The sequence below is a fragment of the Aurantimonas marina genome, assembly GCF_017183135.1.
GTDB classification, from domain to species: Bacteria; Pseudomonadota; Alphaproteobacteria; order Rhizobiales; family Rhizobiaceae; genus Aurantimonas; species Aurantimonas marina.
The window spans coordinates 18,451-34,463 of the sequence record NZ_JADDXW010000006.1 but is presented as its reverse complement, the minus strand read 5'-3'; the positions used below and the strand labels follow the sequence as shown (position 1 = coordinate 34,463).

Annotated in this window: 15 protein-coding genes; 11 read left to right on the top strand and 4 right to left on the bottom strand. The window is 65.1% G+C overall.

Annotated features, from left to right (window positions below):
• Positions 1-27: 27 nt before the first annotated feature.
• The 5 genes from ING15_RS08765 to ING15_RS08745 all read left to right on the top strand — a co-directional run bounded on the left by ING15_RS08765 (position 28) and on the right by ING15_RS08745 (position 4,040).
• On the top strand, positions 28-357 hold the full coding sequence (locus tag ING15_RS08765) for an XdhC family protein (RefSeq protein WP_206454423.1): 330 nt from the start codon (positions 28-30) through the stop codon (positions 355-357).
• Positions 357-1,073: an XdhC family protein gene (locus tag ING15_RS08760; protein WP_206454422.1), complete on the top strand. Its 717-nt coding sequence runs from the start codon at positions 357-359 to the stop codon at positions 1,071-1,073. The genes ING15_RS08765 and ING15_RS08760 overlap by 1 nt, the downstream gene beginning before the upstream one ends.
• The gene (locus ING15_RS08755) at positions 1,070-2,725 is read left to right on the top strand and encodes an NTP transferase domain-containing protein (RefSeq protein WP_206454421.1); all 1,656 of its coding nucleotides are present in this window, start codon (positions 1,070-1,072) and stop codon (positions 2,723-2,725) included. Before ING15_RS08760 ends, ING15_RS08755 begins: the two co-directional genes overlap by 4 nt.
• 61 nt (positions 2,726-2,786) lie before the next feature.
• Positions 2,787-3,566: an SDR family oxidoreductase gene (locus tag ING15_RS08750; protein ID WP_206454420.1), complete on the top strand. Its 780-nt coding sequence runs from the start codon at positions 2,787-2,789 to the stop codon at positions 3,564-3,566.
• Between the two features lie 192 nt (positions 3,567-3,758).
• Positions 3,759-4,040, top strand: a complete 282-nt coding sequence (locus tag ING15_RS08745; protein ID WP_206454419.1) for an usg protein — start codon at positions 3,759-3,761, stop codon at positions 4,038-4,040.
• A gap of 111 nt (positions 4,041-4,151) precedes the next feature.
• On the opposite strand, the gene radC is transcribed toward ING15_RS08745, so the two are convergent.
• The 4 genes from radC to phaC are packed head-to-tail and all read right to left on the bottom strand — an operon-like array spanning position 4,152 to position 8,396.
• Positions 4,152-4,922, bottom strand: coding sequence for a RadC family protein (radC, locus tag ING15_RS08740; RefSeq protein ID WP_206454418.1), 771 nt, complete (start codon positions 4,920-4,922; stop codon positions 4,152-4,154).
• Positions 4,923-4,931: 9 nt separating this feature from the next.
• Positions 4,932-5,783, bottom strand: coding sequence for a type I methionyl aminopeptidase (gene map / locus ING15_RS08735; protein ID WP_206454417.1), 852 nt, complete (start codon positions 5,781-5,783; stop codon positions 4,932-4,934).
• Positions 5,780-6,502, bottom strand: a complete 723-nt coding sequence (gene sfsA / locus ING15_RS08730; protein ID WP_206454579.1) for a DNA/RNA nuclease SfsA — start codon at positions 6,500-6,502, stop codon at positions 5,780-5,782. The genes map and sfsA overlap by 4 nt, the downstream gene beginning before the upstream one ends.
• A gap of 58 nt (positions 6,503-6,560) precedes the next feature.
• The gene (gene phaC / locus ING15_RS08725) at positions 6,561-8,396 is read right to left on the bottom strand and encodes a class I poly(R)-hydroxyalkanoic acid synthase (RefSeq protein ID WP_206454416.1); all 1,836 of its coding nucleotides are present in this window, start codon (positions 8,394-8,396) and stop codon (positions 6,561-6,563) included.
• A 187-nt stretch (positions 8,397-8,583) separates the two neighbouring features.
• On the opposite strand from phaC, the gene ING15_RS08720 reads away from it, so the two are divergent.
• From ING15_RS08720 to ING15_RS08695, 6 genes are all read left to right on the top strand, one after another.
• Complete coding sequence (locus tag ING15_RS08720; protein WP_206454415.1) at positions 8,584-9,018, top strand: hypothetical protein; 435 nt, start codon at positions 8,584-8,586, stop codon at positions 9,016-9,018.
• A gap of 58 nt (positions 9,019-9,076) precedes the next feature.
• Positions 9,077-10,294 carry an LL-diaminopimelate aminotransferase gene (locus ING15_RS08715; RefSeq protein ID WP_206454414.1) on the top strand — a complete coding sequence of 406 codons (1,218 nt, stop codon included), beginning with the start codon at positions 9,077-9,079 and terminating at the stop codon, positions 10,292-10,294.
• 40 nt (positions 10,295-10,334) lie between these two features.
• Positions 10,335-11,639, top strand: coding sequence for a homoserine dehydrogenase (locus tag ING15_RS08710; RefSeq protein WP_206454413.1), 1,305 nt, complete (start codon positions 10,335-10,337; stop codon positions 11,637-11,639).
• A gap of 137 nt (positions 11,640-11,776) precedes the next feature.
• Positions 11,777-12,766, top strand: coding sequence for a class II fructose-bisphosphatase (glpX, locus tag ING15_RS08705; RefSeq protein ID WP_206454412.1), 990 nt, complete (start codon positions 11,777-11,779; stop codon positions 12,764-12,766).
• Between the two features lie 57 nt (positions 12,767-12,823).
• Positions 12,824-14,614: a single-stranded-DNA-specific exonuclease RecJ gene (recJ, locus tag ING15_RS08700; protein ID WP_206454411.1), complete on the top strand. Its 1,791-nt coding sequence runs from the start codon at positions 12,824-12,826 to the stop codon at positions 14,612-14,614.
• 368 nt (positions 14,615-14,982) lie between these two features.
• Positions 14,983-16,008, top strand: coding sequence for a fatty acid desaturase (locus ING15_RS08695; RefSeq protein ID WP_206454410.1), 1,026 nt, complete (start codon positions 14,983-14,985; stop codon positions 16,006-16,008).
• Positions 16,009-16,013 lie beyond the last annotated feature (5 nt).

The window sequence follows — 16,013 nt, the reverse complement described above, 5'->3', positions numbered from 1 at the left end:
TGCCGCGCCTTTGAGGAGGGTCAGATCATGTCCCAGACGATGCATGAGTTCGATGTCTTGAAGACCGCCGAGGCGTGGGCCGGCGAGGGGCGGAGCCTCGCGCTCGCCACCGTCGTTGAAACCTGGGGCTCGGCGCCCCGGCCGACCGGCAGCCAGCTGGTCATCGATGCCGACGGCAATTTCGAGGGCTCGGTCTCCGGCGGTTGCGTCGAAGGCGCGGTGGTCACCGAGGCGGTCGACGTGATCGAGGCCGGCGCGCCGCGCATGCTGGAATTCGGGGTGGCCGACGAAACCGCGTGGCGGGTCGGCCTGTCCTGCGGCGGGCGTATCCGCGTCTATGTCGAACGGGTGAACTGATGAACCGCGCGCTTCTGGCCGACTTGAACGTCGAGCGCGCCGCGCGCCGGGCGGCGGTCGTCGTCACCGATCTGGCGAATGGGGTCCAGCGGCTCGTGCGTGAGGCCGAGGTTGCGGGCGATCCGCTGGCCGAGCCGATCGGGCGGGTGATCCGCTCCGGCAAATCCGGGATCGTCCAGGCCGATCACGGCGAGGTCTTCCTCAACGCTCATCTGCCGCCGCCCCGCTTGGTGGTCGTCGGCGCGGTTCATATCAGCCAGGCGCTGGGGCCGATGGCGAAGCTCGCCGGATATGATGTCGAGGTCGTCGATCCGCGAACGGCCTTTGCCACGAAGGAGCGCTTTCCGGATGTCGCGCTTGTCGCCGAATGGCCCGAGGCGGTGCTGAAGGCCCGGCCGCTGGACGCCTATACGGCGCTTTGCGTCATCACCCACGATCCGAAGATCGACGACTATCCGCTGATCGAGGCGCTCGAGGCCGGGTGCTTCTATATCGGCGCGCTGGGCAGCCGGAAGACCCATGCGCGGCGGGTCGAGCGACTGACCGAAGCCGGGATTTCCGCCCAGACGATGAACCGTATCGAAGCGCCGATCGGCGCCGATATCGGCGCGGCGACGCCCGGCGAGATCGCCGTTGCGGTTCTTGCGTCGGTCATCGAAGCGTTCCGCAAGCGCAAGATGTTTGCCGAGCGTCGGGGCGAGACCGAGGCGGCATGATTTTCGGGGAGATACCGATCGCGGAGGCGGAGGGGACGATTCTGGCGCACGCCCAAAAGCTCGGCAAACGCCGGCTGAAGAAGGGCGCACGGCTCTCGGAGGCGGACATTGCCGCGCTTCGCAACGCAGGTGTCGGCGTTGTCACGGCCGCGCGTCTCGAACCAGGCGACCTGACCGAGGACCAGGCGGCTGCGGCGATCGGCGCCGCGCTTGGTGGGGCGGGAATTCGAGCGGGCGAGGCCGGAACTGGCCGGGTCAATCTCTTTGCGGAAACAGCGGGAGTGTTCCTGCCGGATCGCGCCGCCATCGACGCGCTCAACGCCATCGACCCCGGCGTGACCCTCGCGACGCTCGGCGAATACGCCCCCGTCGAGGCCGGGCGGATGGTGGCGACGGTGAAGATCATCCCGCTTGCCGTTTCCGGCGCGGCGGTAGAGGCGGCCGTGCGGCTCTGTTCGCGCAATGCCGTGCTTCGGCTCGCGCCGTTTTCGCCGAAGCGCGTCGTGCTGATCCAGACGGAACTTCCTGGCGTCAAGCCGAGCGTTCTCGACAAGACCCGAGCCGTCACCGAAACACGGCTGTCGGCCTCCCACTCGACCATCGTCGGTGAGATCCGCTGCGCCCATGAGGTAAGTGCCCTGACCGATGCCCTGCGGCGGCGCGAGACGGCGGATCTGACGCTGATTTTCGGTGCCTCGGCTGTAATCGACGGTGGCGACGTTATCCCGGCTGCAATCGCCACGGCGGGCGGCCGGATTGACCATCTCGGCATGCCGGTGGACCCCGGCAATCTCTTGCTACTCGGCACTTTGGACGGACGGCCGGCGCTCGGGGCGCCCGGCTGCGCGCGCAGTCCCAAGGAAAACGGCTTCGACTGGGTGCTCGACCGATTGCTGGCCGATCTCCCGGTGACCGGTGACGACATTCGGAAGATGGGCGTCGGCGGGCTCTTGATGGAGATCGCCTCGCGACCGCAGCCGCGAGAGGCGGACAGCGCTGCAGAGGAGCCGGTCGTCGATATCGTCATTCTCGCCGCCGGCCGATCGAGCCGCATGGGCGGGCCGAACAAGTTGCTGTCGACCTTCGAGGGTGTCCCGCTGATCCGGCGCTCGGCCGAGACCGCGCTGGCGACGAAAAGCGCCGGGCATGTGCGTGTGGTCGTCGGGCATATGCGGGGCGAGATCGTCGCCGCTTTGGACGGCCTCGATATCGGCATCGTCGAGAACCCCGCCTTCGCCGACGGGCTCTCGACCTCGCTCAAGGCCGGGTTCGCGGCCTCGCCCGGAGCCGACGGCGTCCTTGTCATGCTGGCCGACCAGCCGTTCCTGACCTCGGTGGATCTCGACCGGCTCATCGCGGCCTTCGTGCCGTCCGGCGCCGGGTCGATCGCGGCCGCTTTCGATCGCGGTCGGCGGCGCAACCCGGTCGTGGTGTCGACGGTATATCGCCCCGAAATCATGGCGCTTTCAGGAGATGTCGGGGCGCAAGGTGTGATCGCCGACCATCCCGACGCCGTGGTCGAGGTGGAGATCGGCGCTGCCGCGAGTGTCGACGTCGATACCCAGGAAGCGGTGCGCGCCGCCGGCGGGACCATTTCGCAAAACGATCACGTAGATGGCTGGCAAAGTGAATCATCAAAGCCGGCTAAGTGATTGGCCAAGAATCGAGAATGGCTCATGCCGGTAGACGGCTGAGGGCTGGAGGGAGTACGACATGGATCTGGGACTGACAGGGAAATACGCGGTCGTCTGCGCGTCGAGCCGGGGACTTGGCCGGGGCTGCGCCACCGAGCTTGCGCGGGCCGGCTGCACGGTTGTGCTCAACGGCCGTGACGAGGCGGTGCTGAATGCGACGGCCGAGGCTATCTCACGGGAGACCGGCGCCAAAATCATTCCCGTCGTCGCGGATGTGGCGACACCGGAAGGCCAGGCTCGGCTCGTCGGCGCGGTGCCGCAGGTCGACATCCTGGTCAACAACAATGGCGGCCCGCCGCTCCGCGATTTTCGCGCGCTTGAGCGCGACGATCTCGTGGCGGGTCTCACCGGCAACATGATCACGCCCATCGAGATGGTGCAGGGTGTCATCGACGGCATGGTCGAGCGCCGCTTCGGCCGAATCGTCAACATCACCTCCAGTTCGGTCAAGGGGCCGATCCCGGGCCTCGACCTGTCCAGCGGTGCGCGCGCCGGGCTGACCGGCTTTCTGGCCGGTGTCGCCCGCACCGTCGCCGGCCAGAACGTCACGATCAATTGTCTGCTGCCAGGCGCCTTCGACACCGACCGCCTGCGCTCCAACTTCGCGGCGGCGCAAAAGCGCGAGAACCGCAGTCTCGACGATATACGCATCGACCGGGCCGCCGGCATTCCGGCAGGGCGCTTCGGCGAACCGGACGAGTTCGGAAAGGCCTGCGCGTTCCTGTGCTCCGCGCATTCGGGCTACATCACCGGCCAGAGCCTCCTGATCGACGGCGGCGCGTTTCCCGGTGTGTTCTGAGGCTCGTACGCTCTGATTGGCGTCGGTGCCCCGCGGCCGAGGTGAACAATCCCGGGAAAGTGACGAGTCCTGTGACGCGGAAGGCACTGTACGCGCTTGAACTTCGGCGCCCGGTAACACATCGTTAACTCTTAGGTCGCAGCATTTCTCCTGCCGGCCGATGCCCGGCCGGCGCAGCCAAGAGGTGCGCCGATGACCATCAAGACCGTCGATCCGCAATTCGCACGGATGCTGCGGGGTTATGGTCTGACCACGGCGGAGGTTCTGTACCGGATGCCGGACCACCCGAGCTTCCTGCAGAGCTTCGCCTGGCAGTTCGAGGATCTGGCACCGGAATATCCCCGGCTGCGGCGATTCCTCGACCATTGGGAACGCGAGATCGAGGCGGCGATCCACTCGGTGCGGATCATGCATGCGGGCCTGATCAAGCCGCGCGAACTGCGGTTGGTGAAGGATGGCGGCTATCTGCATTAGAGCGCCGTGCGTCTGTTCGGACGCACAAAGGACGCTCTAACACTTTGATTGAGCATCGGAACAATCCGAAAACCGGGTTCCACTTTTCGGTCCGATGCTCCAAGGCCGCGTTTAGATCAGCCGCAGGCCCTTGAGGCTGGCATGCCCGGCCTTGCCGATGATGATGTGGTCATGCACGGAAATACCCAAGGGTTTCGCCGTCTCGACGATGGTGCGGGTCATGTCGATGTCGGCGCGTGACGGCGTCGGATCGCCGGACGGATGGTTGTGGACGAGGATGATCGCGGTCGCCGACAATTCGAGCGCCCGCTTGACCACCTCGCGCGGATAGACCGGCGTATGGTCGACGGTGCCCGTGCCCTGCACTTCGTCGGCGATCAGGGCGTTCTTCCGGTCGAGGAACAGGATGCGGAATTGTTCCCGCGTTTCGTAGGCCATCGCCGCCTTGCAATAGTCGAGAACCGCCGCCCAGGACGACAGCACCTCGCGGCTTTTCACCGCCGAGCGCATCGCCCGCTGGTTGACCGCCGCGACGATGGCGATGTCGAGCGCCACGGCGTCCTTGACCCCCGGTACCTCCATCAGCCGGCGCGGCGGTGCGTTGAGCACCTCCGCCAGCGAACCGAACCGGGCGATCAGCGCCTTGGCGATCGGCTTGACGTCACGCCGGGGGATGGTGCGGAAGAGGATCAGTTCCAGCAGTTCGTAATCGGCCAGCGCGGTGGGGCCGGCGTCGCCGAAGCGCTCGCGCAGGCGATCACGGTGGCCGTCATGGTGTTTGGCTGCAGGTCTTGCGTGGCCGGCGCCAGCCGGCGTTTGCGGTGAAGGAGCCTCGCCAAGGCCGGGAAAATCCGGTTCGTCGTCGGAGCCGGAATGCGTCATCGCCGGCGGTTATTCCGCCGCGCCGGCGAGGGGCTCGACCGTCAGTCCCGGCGTGTCGAGCCCGGCGGGCGACAGGGTGAAGACCTCGCAACCGGTCTCGGTCACGCCGACCGTATGTTCGTACTGGGCCGACAGCGAGCGGTCGCGGGTGACCGCCGTCCAGCCATCGGAGAGGATCTTCACATGCGGCCGGCCGATATTGATCATCGGCTCGATGGTGAAAACCATGCCGGGGCGCATTTCCGGTCCTTCGCCCCGCCGGCCATAGTGCAGGATGTTCGGCGCGTCGTGGAACAGCTTGCCGACGCCGTGACCGCAGAAATCGCGCACGACCGAGCAACGCTCGGATTCGGCATAGGCCTGGATCGCCTCGCCGATATCGCCGGTATGACCGCCCGGACGTACGGCCTCGATGCCGAGCAGCAGCGAACGATAGGTGATGCCGCACAACCGCTCGGCGGCGCGCTTGACGCGGCCGACCGGGTACATGCGCGAGGAATCGCCGTGGTACCCGTCGTGAATGAACGTCACGTCGATATTGACGATGTCGCCTTCCTTCAGCGGCTTGTCGTTGGGAATGCCGTGGCAGACCACATGGTTGATCGAGGTGCAGACGCTCTTGCCGTAACCGCGATAGTTCAGCGTCGCGGGAAAGGCGTCGTTGGCCAGCGCGAAGTCCACGACATAGCGGTCGATCGTCTCGGTGGTCACGCCCGGCTCAACGATGGCCGCAAGGCCGTCGAGACAGCGTGCGGTGAGCTGGCAGGCCCGCCGCATCCCCTCGAACGCCGCGGCGTCGTAGAGGCGGATGGCGCCGGTATTGCGGGTCGGGCTCGGTTCGGCTTCGAGATAAGTGGTCATGGTCGGGGCGCGGTGTCGACGATCGGAATGGCGGTCACGGGACGGATGGCTGTTATGCTGATGTCGCATCGAACGGCATGGGCTTCAACCCCTCGCGCGCGGGCCACGGCGAATGCGGCGGCGTAGCCCGGATCAAGATCGGCGGCGAAGGCTACGCGGTCGCAGTCCGCCCGTTGCACCACGTAAAGCACGATCGCCCGCTCGCCGGCCGCGACGCGGTCGCCGAGTTCGACCAGATGCTTGGCGCCGCGCGTCGTCACGCAATCGGGAAATTCGGCGAGACCCGGCTGGCGCATCAGATGGACGTTCTTGACCTCGACATAAACCGGCTGTCCGACCGGGTCGGTATAGAGCAGGTCGACGCGGGAATTGCGACCGTATTTCACCTCGCGCCGCGCCGCTCCAAATGCTTCAAGCCGCGGCACGAGACCCGACGCGATCGCCTCTTCGGCGAGACGGTTCGGCAAGGCTGTGTTGATACCGACGAGGGCTCCGTCCGCCTCGATGATCTCCAGCGTCAGGGGAAGTTTGCGGGCCGGATTGGCCGAGCGCGACAGCCAGACCCGCGATCCTTCCGCCTTCAGCCCCAGCATTGCGCCGGGGTTCGGGCAGTGGACGGTGACGGGATCACTCTCGCCGTCGATGATGACGTCGGCGAGGAAGCGCTTGTAGCGGCGCAAAAGCCGCGCCGGCATGAGCGGAGAGGGGAAGGCGACCATCCGGGGCCGATAGCGGCGGTCGGAGGACCGCGTCAAGGCGTCTGTCCCCGTCTGGCTGCTACGCCGTCGCCTTCACATAGCTGCCCGGCGCGTCCTCGATCGGTTTCAGCTTGCGCCCCCCTGGCTTGCGGGCCTTGACGCGATTGCCAGCCTTGTCGGCGATCCATTCCTGCCAGTGCGGCCACCAGGAACCAGGCGTTTCCGCCGCGGCCAGGAGCCAGTCCTCGTAGCTGGTCGCCTCTTTCGGCGTCGGCCCGGTCCAATACTGATATTTCTTCTTGACGGGCGGGTTGACGACGCCGGCGATATGGCCGGATCCGGACAGGACGTAGGTGACATCCGAACCAAAGGCGCGGCTGCCGACGAAGACGCTGCGGGCCGGCGCGATGTGATCCTCCTTGGTCGCCAGATTGTAGATCGGGATATCGACCGTCGACAGATCGAGCCGTTTGCCGTCGATCTCCATCGTGCCGCGCGACAGCCGGTTCTCCAGATAGCAATTGCGTAGGTAGAACAGGTGGTTCGCTTTCGGCATCCGGGTCGAGTCGGCATTCCAGTAGAGCAGGTCAAACGGCATCGGCTCCTTGCCGCGGAGGTAGTTGTTGACGAAATACGGCCAGATCAGATCGCCGGACCGCAGCAGATTGAACGCCGTGGCCATCTGCGAGCCTTCGAGATAGCCCTTCTTGCCCATCGTGCGTTCCAGCGTCTGTAGCTGGGCGTCGTCGACGAACACTTTCAGGTCGCCGGCGTGGGTGAAGTCAACCTGCGTCGTCAGGAACGTTGCACTGGTGATGCGCTCATCACCGCTGGCTTTCAGATAGGCCAGCGCCGCCGCCAGAAGCGTACCACCGACGCAATAGCCGATCGTGTTGACCTCACCGACGCCGGTGGCGGTTTCGGCTGTGTCGAGGCCGAAGACGATGCCCTCCTGGATGTAATCCTTCCAGCCTTTCTCCGCCTGCTTGTCGTTCGGGTTGACCCAGGAAATGACGAAGACGGTATGGCCTTGCTCGACCAGCCATTTGATGAAGGATTTTTCCGGATTGAGATCGAGAATGTAGAACTTGTTGATCCATGGCGGCACGATCAGAATCGGACGCTTGAAGACCGTCTCGGTCTGCGGCCCATATTGGATGATCTGACAGACGTCATTCTGAGCCACGACCTTGCCCGGCGTCAGCGCCATGTCGCGGCCAACCTCGAAGGTGGAATAGTCCGACTGCCGTAGACGCAGATTACCGCCACCGGCCGCCATGTCCTCGGCGAACATCCTCATGCCGCGCACCAGGTTTTCCCCGTTGGAGGCGATTGTTTCCCTGTAGAGCTCGGGATTGGTGGCGATGAAATTGGTCGGCGACAGCGCGTTTGACACCTGCTTCATGTAGAACGCGGCCTTGTGGCGCGTATGCGGATCGAGCCCCTCGGTCTTTTCCACCAGATCGTCGGCCCATTGCGCGGTCAGGAGATAGGCCTGCTTGACGAAGTCGAAGAACAGATGGCTGTTCCATTCCTTATCGGCAAAGCGCTTGTCGCCGGCCTGCGGCTCAACGGAGCCTAGCGACGTCTCACCGGACATGCGGCGAATGGAATTGTTCCAGACGTTCATGTAGCCGGTGAACAGGCTTGTCTGCGCCTCGATCGCACGGCTGGGATCGGTCAGCCAATATTCCGAGACTTTCGAAAGCGTCTGGACCATCTCGCCCATAGAAACCGGGCCGGTGTCGAGTTCGCCCTTTTCTCGGGGCTCCACCCAGGCCGCTGCGGCCTTGCCCAATTGCTCCAGCACCCGCGCCATGTTGAGGGCGAAGGCCTGTGGGTCCTTCACCACATATTCCTCACCGGTGCCGGCCTTATCGATGCCGCCGAGTTCGTTCGCTCGCTTGCTTGTCATCGTACGCTCCTCCCTATCAATGCGACCGGTGGCGTCCAGTCTGAGCCGCCTTGCATTGCGTCTCACCGGTACATTGTGACCGCGGCTTCGATCATCGACAATCGCTTGCTGTCGTTTTGTAAATGCCGTTCCTGTAGGATATGACACATCGTGCCGTTTCCAGAAGGCCTGCTACCGACCTGCAATGATGACGCTCTCAGTTCTTCGGCCGCTTGCGGTCATTGCGGTGCTTTTGCCAGCCGCCGCATGCCAGTCGATCTTCCCGGATGAGGAGGACCCATCGCTGGCCGCCCTGCGGTCCGCGGCGGCGGCGTCGGTTGCCTCCTCGCAGCAGGTCGACAAGGACGGCTTTCCGCTGCTCGGCGCTTATCCCGGCACGGCGGCACAGCAACTGACCGACGCGGAGGTCCGTGCGCAGCAGGCGCGTCTCAATGCGCAAGCCAGCCAGCGCACATCGGCCGCGACTTCGAGCAGTTATTCCTCCGAAATTGCCCGGCTGGAAGGTGTTCGGCAGAAGCAGGCGGTAGACGTCGATGCGGCGCTGGCCGCCAAACCGACGCCCAACGCTCCGGCGCCACCGAGCCCCGAAGAAGTACTGCGGCAGATCGAGGCAGGGCAGTAGTCCCGCGCCGACTGCCGCGCCCTTCCCGCAACCAGCGCCACGCCGCGGAACGAGAATCATGGAAGAATTTCACAAAGTTCGCCGATTGCCGCCCTACGTGTTCGAGGAGGTCAACCGGCTCAAGGCGGCGGCGCGCGCCAAGGGCGCCGACATCGTCGATCTCGGCATGGGCAATCCCGACCTGGCGACGCCGAAATTTATCGTCGACAAGCTGTGCGAGGTCATTCGCGATCCGCGCACGCATCGCTATTCGGCGTCCAAGGGGATCGTCGGTCTGCGCAAAGCGCAGGCGAATTACTACGCCCGCCGTTTCGGTGTAACCCTCGACCCGAACACCCAGGTGGTCGCCACGCTCGGCTCGAAGGAAGGCTTCGCCAACATGGCGCAGGCCATCACCGCGCCGGGCGACGTGGTCTTGTGTCCCAATCCGACCTATCCGATCCACGCCTTCGGCTTCATCATGTCCGGCGGGACGATTCGAGCGATTCCAGCCAAGCCCGACGTGGACTTCATGGTCGCCATCGACCGCGCGGTCCGTCATTCGATCCCAAAGCCGATCGCGATCATCCTCAATTATCCGGCCAATCCGACCGCCTTCCAGGCGAATCTCGACTTCTACCGCGAGGTCGTCGCCTTCGCCCGCAAGCACGAGATCATCGTCCTGTCCGATCTCGCCTATGCGGAAATCTATTTCGATGGCCCGCCGCCGCCGTCCGTTCTCCAGGTTGAAGGGGCCATCGACGTCGCGGTCGAATTCACCTCGATGTCGAAGACCTTTTCGATGCCGGGATGGCGCATGGGCTTTGCCGTTGGCAACGAGCGCTTGCTGGCTGCACTGGCCCGGGTCAAATCCTATCTCGACTACGGCGCCTTTACTCCGATCCAGGTGGCCGCGACCGCGGCATTGAACGCAGGCGAGGAAGCCACCCGGGAGGTGCGCGAGATCTATCACCGGCGCCGCGATGTGCTCGTCGAATCGTTTACCAGGGCCGGCTGGCCGGTTCCCGCGCCGTCTTCGACCATGTTTGCCTGGGCGCCTTTACCGGCGGCCTATCGCGACCTCGGCTCGCTCGAATTCTCCAAGCTTTTGATCGAAAAGGCCGATGTCGCGGTCGCGCCCGGCATCGGCTTCGGCGAGCACGGCGACGAGCATGTGCGGATCGCATTGGTGGAAAACGAGCACCGCATCCGTCAGGCGGCGCGCAACATACGCCGCTTCCTTGCCAGCGGCGACGAAGCCGGGCAGAAGGTCGTCTCCCTCGACGCCAAGTCCTGACGGCTGGCGCCGGAACGACGCGAACAGTCACAAGGTGCTCATGAAAAGCCCATTGCGGCTCGGCCTTGCCGGGCTAGGAACGGTCGGCGCGAGCCTCGCGCGGCTCATCGAGACCAAGTCGGAAACCTTGGCCAACCGGGTCGGCCGGCCGATCAAGCTGGCCGGCGTTTCGGCGCGCGAGCGATCCAAGGATCGCGGTTTCGACACATCGCAACTCGCCTGGTTCGATGATCCTGTCGCGCTGGCGAAAAACGGCGACATCGACGTTTTCGTCGAGTTGATCGGCGGCGAGACGGGCCCCGCCCTGGACGCGGTGAAGGCGGCGCTCGGGCGAGGCTTGCCGGTGGTCACCGCCAACAAGGCCTTGCTCGCCCATCATGGCGTGGCGCTCGCCACGCTGGCGGCGAAAAACGAGACCGAGATCTTGTTTGAGGCAGCCGTCGCTGGCGGGATCCCGATCATCAAGACGATGCGCGAGGCGCTGTCGGGCAACGACGTCAGCCGCGTCTACGGCATTCTCAACGGAACCTGCAACTATATGCTGACCCGTATGGAGAACGAGGGCATCGCGTTCGACGATTGCCTGAAGGACGCCCAGCGGCTCGGCTACGCGGAGGCCGACCCGACCTTCGACATCGGCGGATTCGACGCCGCCCACAAGCTGGCGATCCTCACCTCGCTCGCCTTCGGTTGCGAGATCGATCTCGACAGCGTCTTCATCGAGGGTATTTCGTCGGTCACCAATGACGACATCGAAGCGGCGGCGGAACTTGGCTATCGCATCAAGCTTCTGGCGGTGGCGCAACTGACCGAGACGGGGATCGAGCAGCGGGTGCATCCGACGATGATCCCGGCGCATTCGGCGCTGGCGCAGGTGGACGGCGTGACCAATGCCGTCGCTGTCGACAGCGACCTCCTTGGTTCGATCCTGCTCGCCGGCCCTGGCGCCGGCGGCGACGCGACGGCCTCGGCGGTGCTCTCCGACATCATGGATGTCGCCGGCGGCGTTCTGCCGCCGACCCTCGGGCTGCCGCCGGCAAAGCTTGTCCCTTACAAGCGGGCGCGGATGCGCGCTCACGAGGGTGGCTATTACATTCGGCTGTCGGTCTATGACCGTGTCGGCGCCTTCGCCTCGATCGCCCGGCGCATGGCCGAAAACGAAATCTCGCTGGAATCGATCGTCCAGCGGCGGCGCGAGCACTCCGCCGACGCGACGACAGCGCCGGTCATTCTTGTCACTCACGAAACCACGGAAGCGGCCGTGCGCAAGGCGCTGGAGCTTGTCTCCAGGGATGGGCATCTCAAGGATGAACCGAAGATGATTCGGATCGAGGCTTTGGACTGATCGTCGGCCGCCTGCCGAAACTCTGCCATGGCCATCGGTCGGCGACTGACATTGCGTTTTTACAGTCGCGCGGCATATCTCGCTTGTAATCCAATGCGGGATCGAATCGGGTGGGGTTGGCCATGAAGGGAGCGGACATGACCGACAGCAGCAGCGGCGGCGAAAGGCTGGACCGGGTTCTCACTCTGGAAATCGCCCGCGTGACTGAAATGGCGGCCGTCGCCGCGGCGAATCTGCGCGGACGCGGCGACGAAAAGGCTGCGGATCAGGCGGCGGTCGACGCCATGCGCAGCGAGCTGAACGGGCTTGCCATCGACGGGCTCATCGTTATCGGGGAAGGCGAACGCGACGAGGCGCCGATGCTGTTCATCGGCGAGGAGGTCGGCACCAGGAACGGGCCGAAGGTCGACATCGCCCTCGATCCGCTCGAGGGCACGACGGTGTGTGCCAAAAACCTGCCGAACTCGCTCGCGGTGATCGCGATGGCAGTTCGCGGCAGCCTCCTGAACGCGCCCGACGTCTATATGGAGAAGATCGCCGTCGGCCCGGGTTACGCCGATGGAATCGTCGACCTGTCCAACTCGCCGGAGGAAAACCTGCGAGCCTTGGCGAAGGCCAAGGGTGTGGCGGTCTCGGAAATTACCGCCTGCATTCTCGACCGGCCGCGGCATGCGGCGTTGATTGAAGCGGTGCGCGAGGTGGGCGCCGCGATCCGGTTGATCGGCGACGGCGACGTGGCCGGCGTGATCCATACGACGGATCCGGAGGAGACCGGCATCGACATCTATATGGGCATCGGCGGCGCGCCGGAGGGCGTGCTGGCGGCGGCGGCCTTGCGTTGCACTGGGGGCCAGATGCAGGGGCGGCTGCAGCTCAACACCAACGAGAAGCGCGCGCGGGCCGAGAAAATGGGCATCGCCGATCCGTACCGGGTCTACAGCGCCGAGGAGATGGCCGCCGGCGACGTTATCTTCGCGGCGACCGGGGTGACCGACGGCAACCTTCTTGACGGCGTTCGCTTCTACAGCGACCGCATCACCACGCACACGCTCGTGATGCGGTCGCACTCGCGTACCATTCGCGAGGTGCGGGCCGAGCATCACGGCCGATCGAAGTTCGGCCTCTAAGCCAACAGCGCCGCAGGCGGGTTGCACGTCCGGCCCCGCTTCGCCAGAACAAGCTCCATGGCCACACCCGCCCGCACCTTTCTTGCCGTGGACCGCTCGATCGGTGGTCGCCGTTGGTTGAATGCCCTCGACGAGCGCGCCGAGGCTTCGGCGCTGAAGATGGCCCAGACGCTGGCGCTGCCAGATATCGTCTGCCGCGCCCTTGCCGCACGCGGAGTGGCCGAGGCCGACGCCACGGCCTTTCTCGATCCGCGCATCCGCGACCTCATGCCCGATCCCTCGACGATGACCGACATGGAGGCCGCCGCATCGCGCCTCGCCGATGCCGTGGAGCGAAAGGAGACGGTTGCAGTCTTCGGTGATTACGACGTCGACGGCGCGGCGTCCTCGGCGCTGTTGTGGCGGTATCTGAGCCATTTCGGGATCGACGCGGCGATCCGCATTCCCGATCGCATTACCGAGGGCTACGGACCGAACCCAGCCGCGATGCGGGAACTGGCGGCAGCCGGTGCGACGCTGATCGTCACCGTCGATTGTGGCACCGGCAGTTTCGAGGCGATCGAAGCTGCCCGGCAAGCTGGCGTCGACGTGGTCGTCCTCGATCACCACCAGACCGGCCCCGAACTTCCCGACGCCGTGCTCGTCAACCCGAACCGTCAGGACGATTTGTCCGGGCTCGGTCATCTCGCCGCCGCTGGCGTGGTTTTCATGACGCTGGTTGCCGTTTCACGGGAACTGCGCCATCGCAGGCGCTCGCAGGCGAGTCTGCCGGACGTCTTCGGCCTGCTCGACCTCGTGGCGCTCGCCACCGTCTGCGACGTCGTGCCGCTGGTCGGCCTCAACCGTGCTTTCGTCGTGCAGGGACTGCGGGTCATGCACGGCCAGCGCAATCCCGGTCTCGCCGCGCTGGCGCGGGCCGCTCGCCTCTCGGGGCCGGTCGAATGCCACCATCTCGGCTTTCTTCTTGGTCCCCGGATCAATGCCGGTGGGCGGATTGGCGATGCGTCGCTCGGCAGCCGCCTGCTTTGCCTCGACGATGCCGGCGAGGCGGACGATCTCGCTGCCCATCTGAGCGTGCTGAACGAAGAGCGGCAGGCGATGGAGCAGGTCATGCTCGAACAGGCCGAAGCCGAGGTCATGGCTGAAATCGGGGGCGGGGAGGGACCGGCTGTGCTGGTCGCCGGCTCGAACGACTGGCACCCAGGGATCGTCGGGTTGCTGGCGGCGCGGCTCAAGGAACGTTATCGCCGGCCGGCCTTCGCCATCGCCTTCGACCGTCCCGGGCGGGGAACCGGGTCCGGTCGCTCGATCGGCGGTTTCGATCTGGGCCGGCTGGTGCGCGAGGCGGTCTCCGCCGGCTTGCTGGAAAAGGGTGGCGGTCACGCCATGGCTGCCGGCGTGACTATCGGCAAGGATCGACTCGGCGATTTCCGCGCTTTCCTCGAAGCCGGCGCGGCAGGGGCGGTCGCGGCGCTGCGCGAGCGCGATTTCCTCAAGATCGACGGCGCCGTCAGCGCCGCGGGATTGACCCCGGATCTCTACGCCACCATCGAACGGGCCGGGCCATATGGATCGGGACATGCAGCGCCGATTTTCGCGCTCGCCCGGCACCGAATCGCGTCATCCTCGATCGTCGGCAAGGGCCATGTCCGGGCGACACTGCGTGGCGCGGATGGGGCCAACGTCCAGGCGATCGCCTTCAAGGCTGCTGAAACCGACGTGGGACAGCGGCTTCTGGCGGCACGGGATCGGCCGATCCATGCGGCCGGTACCTTGTCGCTCGATCGCTTCCGTGGTCGCGAGGATGTGCGCTTTCGCCTGATTGACCTCGCCGACGTGTTCGACTGATCGGGGGCTATGGCGAAGGGGGTATGGACGGCGGAGCGCCTCGCGGTGCTCATCGATGGCCACAATGCGCCTCGATAGGATCAACAATTGTGATCGTTTCGAGCAAATTACCGGGAGCGCCCGCAAACACGCGAGCGCCGAAGGCGACTGAAACCATTGACTGCCAAGGGCGGCAGCGGCTCGGCACGATCCTACACGATCGACGACGTGGCGGGGCCGGCGCGCCGAAAACGACTGCAAAGAGAATTTTTCAATGCTACAGCATATATAGGCCATGAATCATGGTCGAGATTTTACTCCATCATTTAGAGCACCATCTCCGGTGCGCCGTCGTCTATGCGCGCCGAGAACCGGGAACCTAGCCGTCGATGAAAACCAATAACCCCGCGTCCACGACGGGTGCTCGCGCGCCCGTCTGGCCGAAAGTCCTGTCCAACTATCGCAAGCCGCGAAGAACCCGTAGTGCGATCGAGCTTGCGATCACGCTGATTCCGTTTGCCGCGCTGTGGGCGCTGGCGTGGGCCGCCGTATCCTACGGGATCTGGTGGGGACTGATCCTGATCATCCCGGCGGCTGGTTTCCTGCTCCGGCTGTTCATCATCCAGCACGATTGCGGCCACGGATCGTTCTTCGCGAACCGCCATTTCGACAATTGGACCGGCCGTGCGCTGGGCGTCCTGACCCTGACGCCCTACGACTATTGGCGACGCATGCACGCCAAGCACCACGCCTCGACCGGCAATCTCGACGAACGCGGCGTTGGTGACATCATGACGCTGACGGTCGCGGAATATAAGGCTCTGTCGGGTTGGGGCCGGCTGCGTTATCGGCTTTACCGCCACCCGATCGTGATGTTCGGCATCGGCCCGATCTGGCTCTTCTTGTTCGAGCAACGCCTACCGGTCGGGATGATGCGCGCGGGCGCAGAGCCTTGGATCTCGACGATGGCGACGAATCTGAGCGTCGTCTTATTGGCGACGGGCTTGATCTGGCTCGGCGGTGTCGGACCGTTTTTCTTCGTCCATCTGCCGATCGTCATATTGGCGGCCTCGATCGGCGTGTGGCTGTTCTACGTGCAGCATCAATTCGAGGAGACGCACTGGTCGCAGGGTTCCGACTGGGAGTTCCAGGAGGCTGCCCTGCACGGATCGTCGCATTATGATTTGCCGGGCGTGCTGCGGTGGTTCACCGGCAATATCGGCATCCATCATGTGCATCATCTCGCCAGCCGCGTACCCTATTACCGGCTTCCGGAAATCCTGAGGGATCACCCGGAGTTGGGGGATGTCGGCCGGATCACTCTGAGGGACAGCCTTCGCAGCGTGCCGCTCGTTCTGTGGGACGAAAACAGCCGCAGGCTGATCTCCTTTCGCAAGGCAAAAGCGCTGGCTTGATGCCG

What these genes read in the sequence shown, in the direction of transcription:
- ING15_RS08765 (WP_206454423.1), top strand. Translation starts at nt 28, where the DNA reads ATGTCCCAGACGATGCATGAGTTCGATGTCTTGAAGACCGCCGAGGCG.
- ING15_RS08760 (WP_206454422.1), top strand. Translation starts at nt 357, where the DNA reads ATGAACCGCGCGCTTCTGGCCGACTTGAACGTCGAGCGCGCCGCGCGC.
- ING15_RS08755 (WP_206454421.1), top strand. Translation starts at nt 1,070, where the DNA reads ATGATTTTCGGGGAGATACCGATCGCGGAGGCGGAGGGGACGATTCTG.
- ING15_RS08750 (WP_206454420.1), top strand. Translation starts at nt 2,787, where the DNA reads ATGGATCTGGGACTGACAGGGAAATACGCGGTCGTCTGCGCGTCGAGC.
- ING15_RS08745 (WP_206454419.1), top strand. Translation starts at nt 3,759, where the DNA reads ATGACCATCAAGACCGTCGATCCGCAATTCGCACGGATGCTGCGGGGT.
- radC (WP_206454418.1), bottom strand. Translation starts at nt 4,922, where the DNA reads ATGACGCATTCCGGCTCCGACGACGAACCGGATTTTCCCGGCCTTGGC.
- map (WP_206454417.1), bottom strand. Translation starts at nt 5,783, where the DNA reads ATGACCACTTATCTCGAAGCCGAACCGAGCCCGACCCGCAATACCGGC.
- sfsA (WP_206454579.1), bottom strand. Translation starts at nt 6,502, where the DNA reads ATGGTCGCCTTCCCCTCTCCGCTCATGCCGGCGCGGCTTTTGCGCCGC.
- phaC (WP_206454416.1), bottom strand. Translation starts at nt 8,396, where the DNA reads ATGACAAGCAAGCGAGCGAACGAACTCGGCGGCATCGATAAGGCCGGC.
- ING15_RS08720 (WP_206454415.1), top strand. Translation starts at nt 8,584, where the DNA reads ATGACGCTCTCAGTTCTTCGGCCGCTTGCGGTCATTGCGGTGCTTTTG.
- ING15_RS08715 (WP_206454414.1), top strand. Translation starts at nt 9,077, where the DNA reads ATGGAAGAATTTCACAAAGTTCGCCGATTGCCGCCCTACGTGTTCGAG.
- ING15_RS08710 (WP_206454413.1), top strand. Translation starts at nt 10,335, where the DNA reads ATGAAAAGCCCATTGCGGCTCGGCCTTGCCGGGCTAGGAACGGTCGGC.
- glpX (WP_206454412.1), top strand. Translation starts at nt 11,777, where the DNA reads ATGACCGACAGCAGCAGCGGCGGCGAAAGGCTGGACCGGGTTCTCACT.
- recJ (WP_206454411.1), top strand. Translation starts at nt 12,824, where the DNA reads ATGGCCACACCCGCCCGCACCTTTCTTGCCGTGGACCGCTCGATCGGT.
- ING15_RS08695 (WP_206454410.1), top strand. Translation starts at nt 14,983, where the DNA reads ATGAAAACCAATAACCCCGCGTCCACGACGGGTGCTCGCGCGCCCGTC.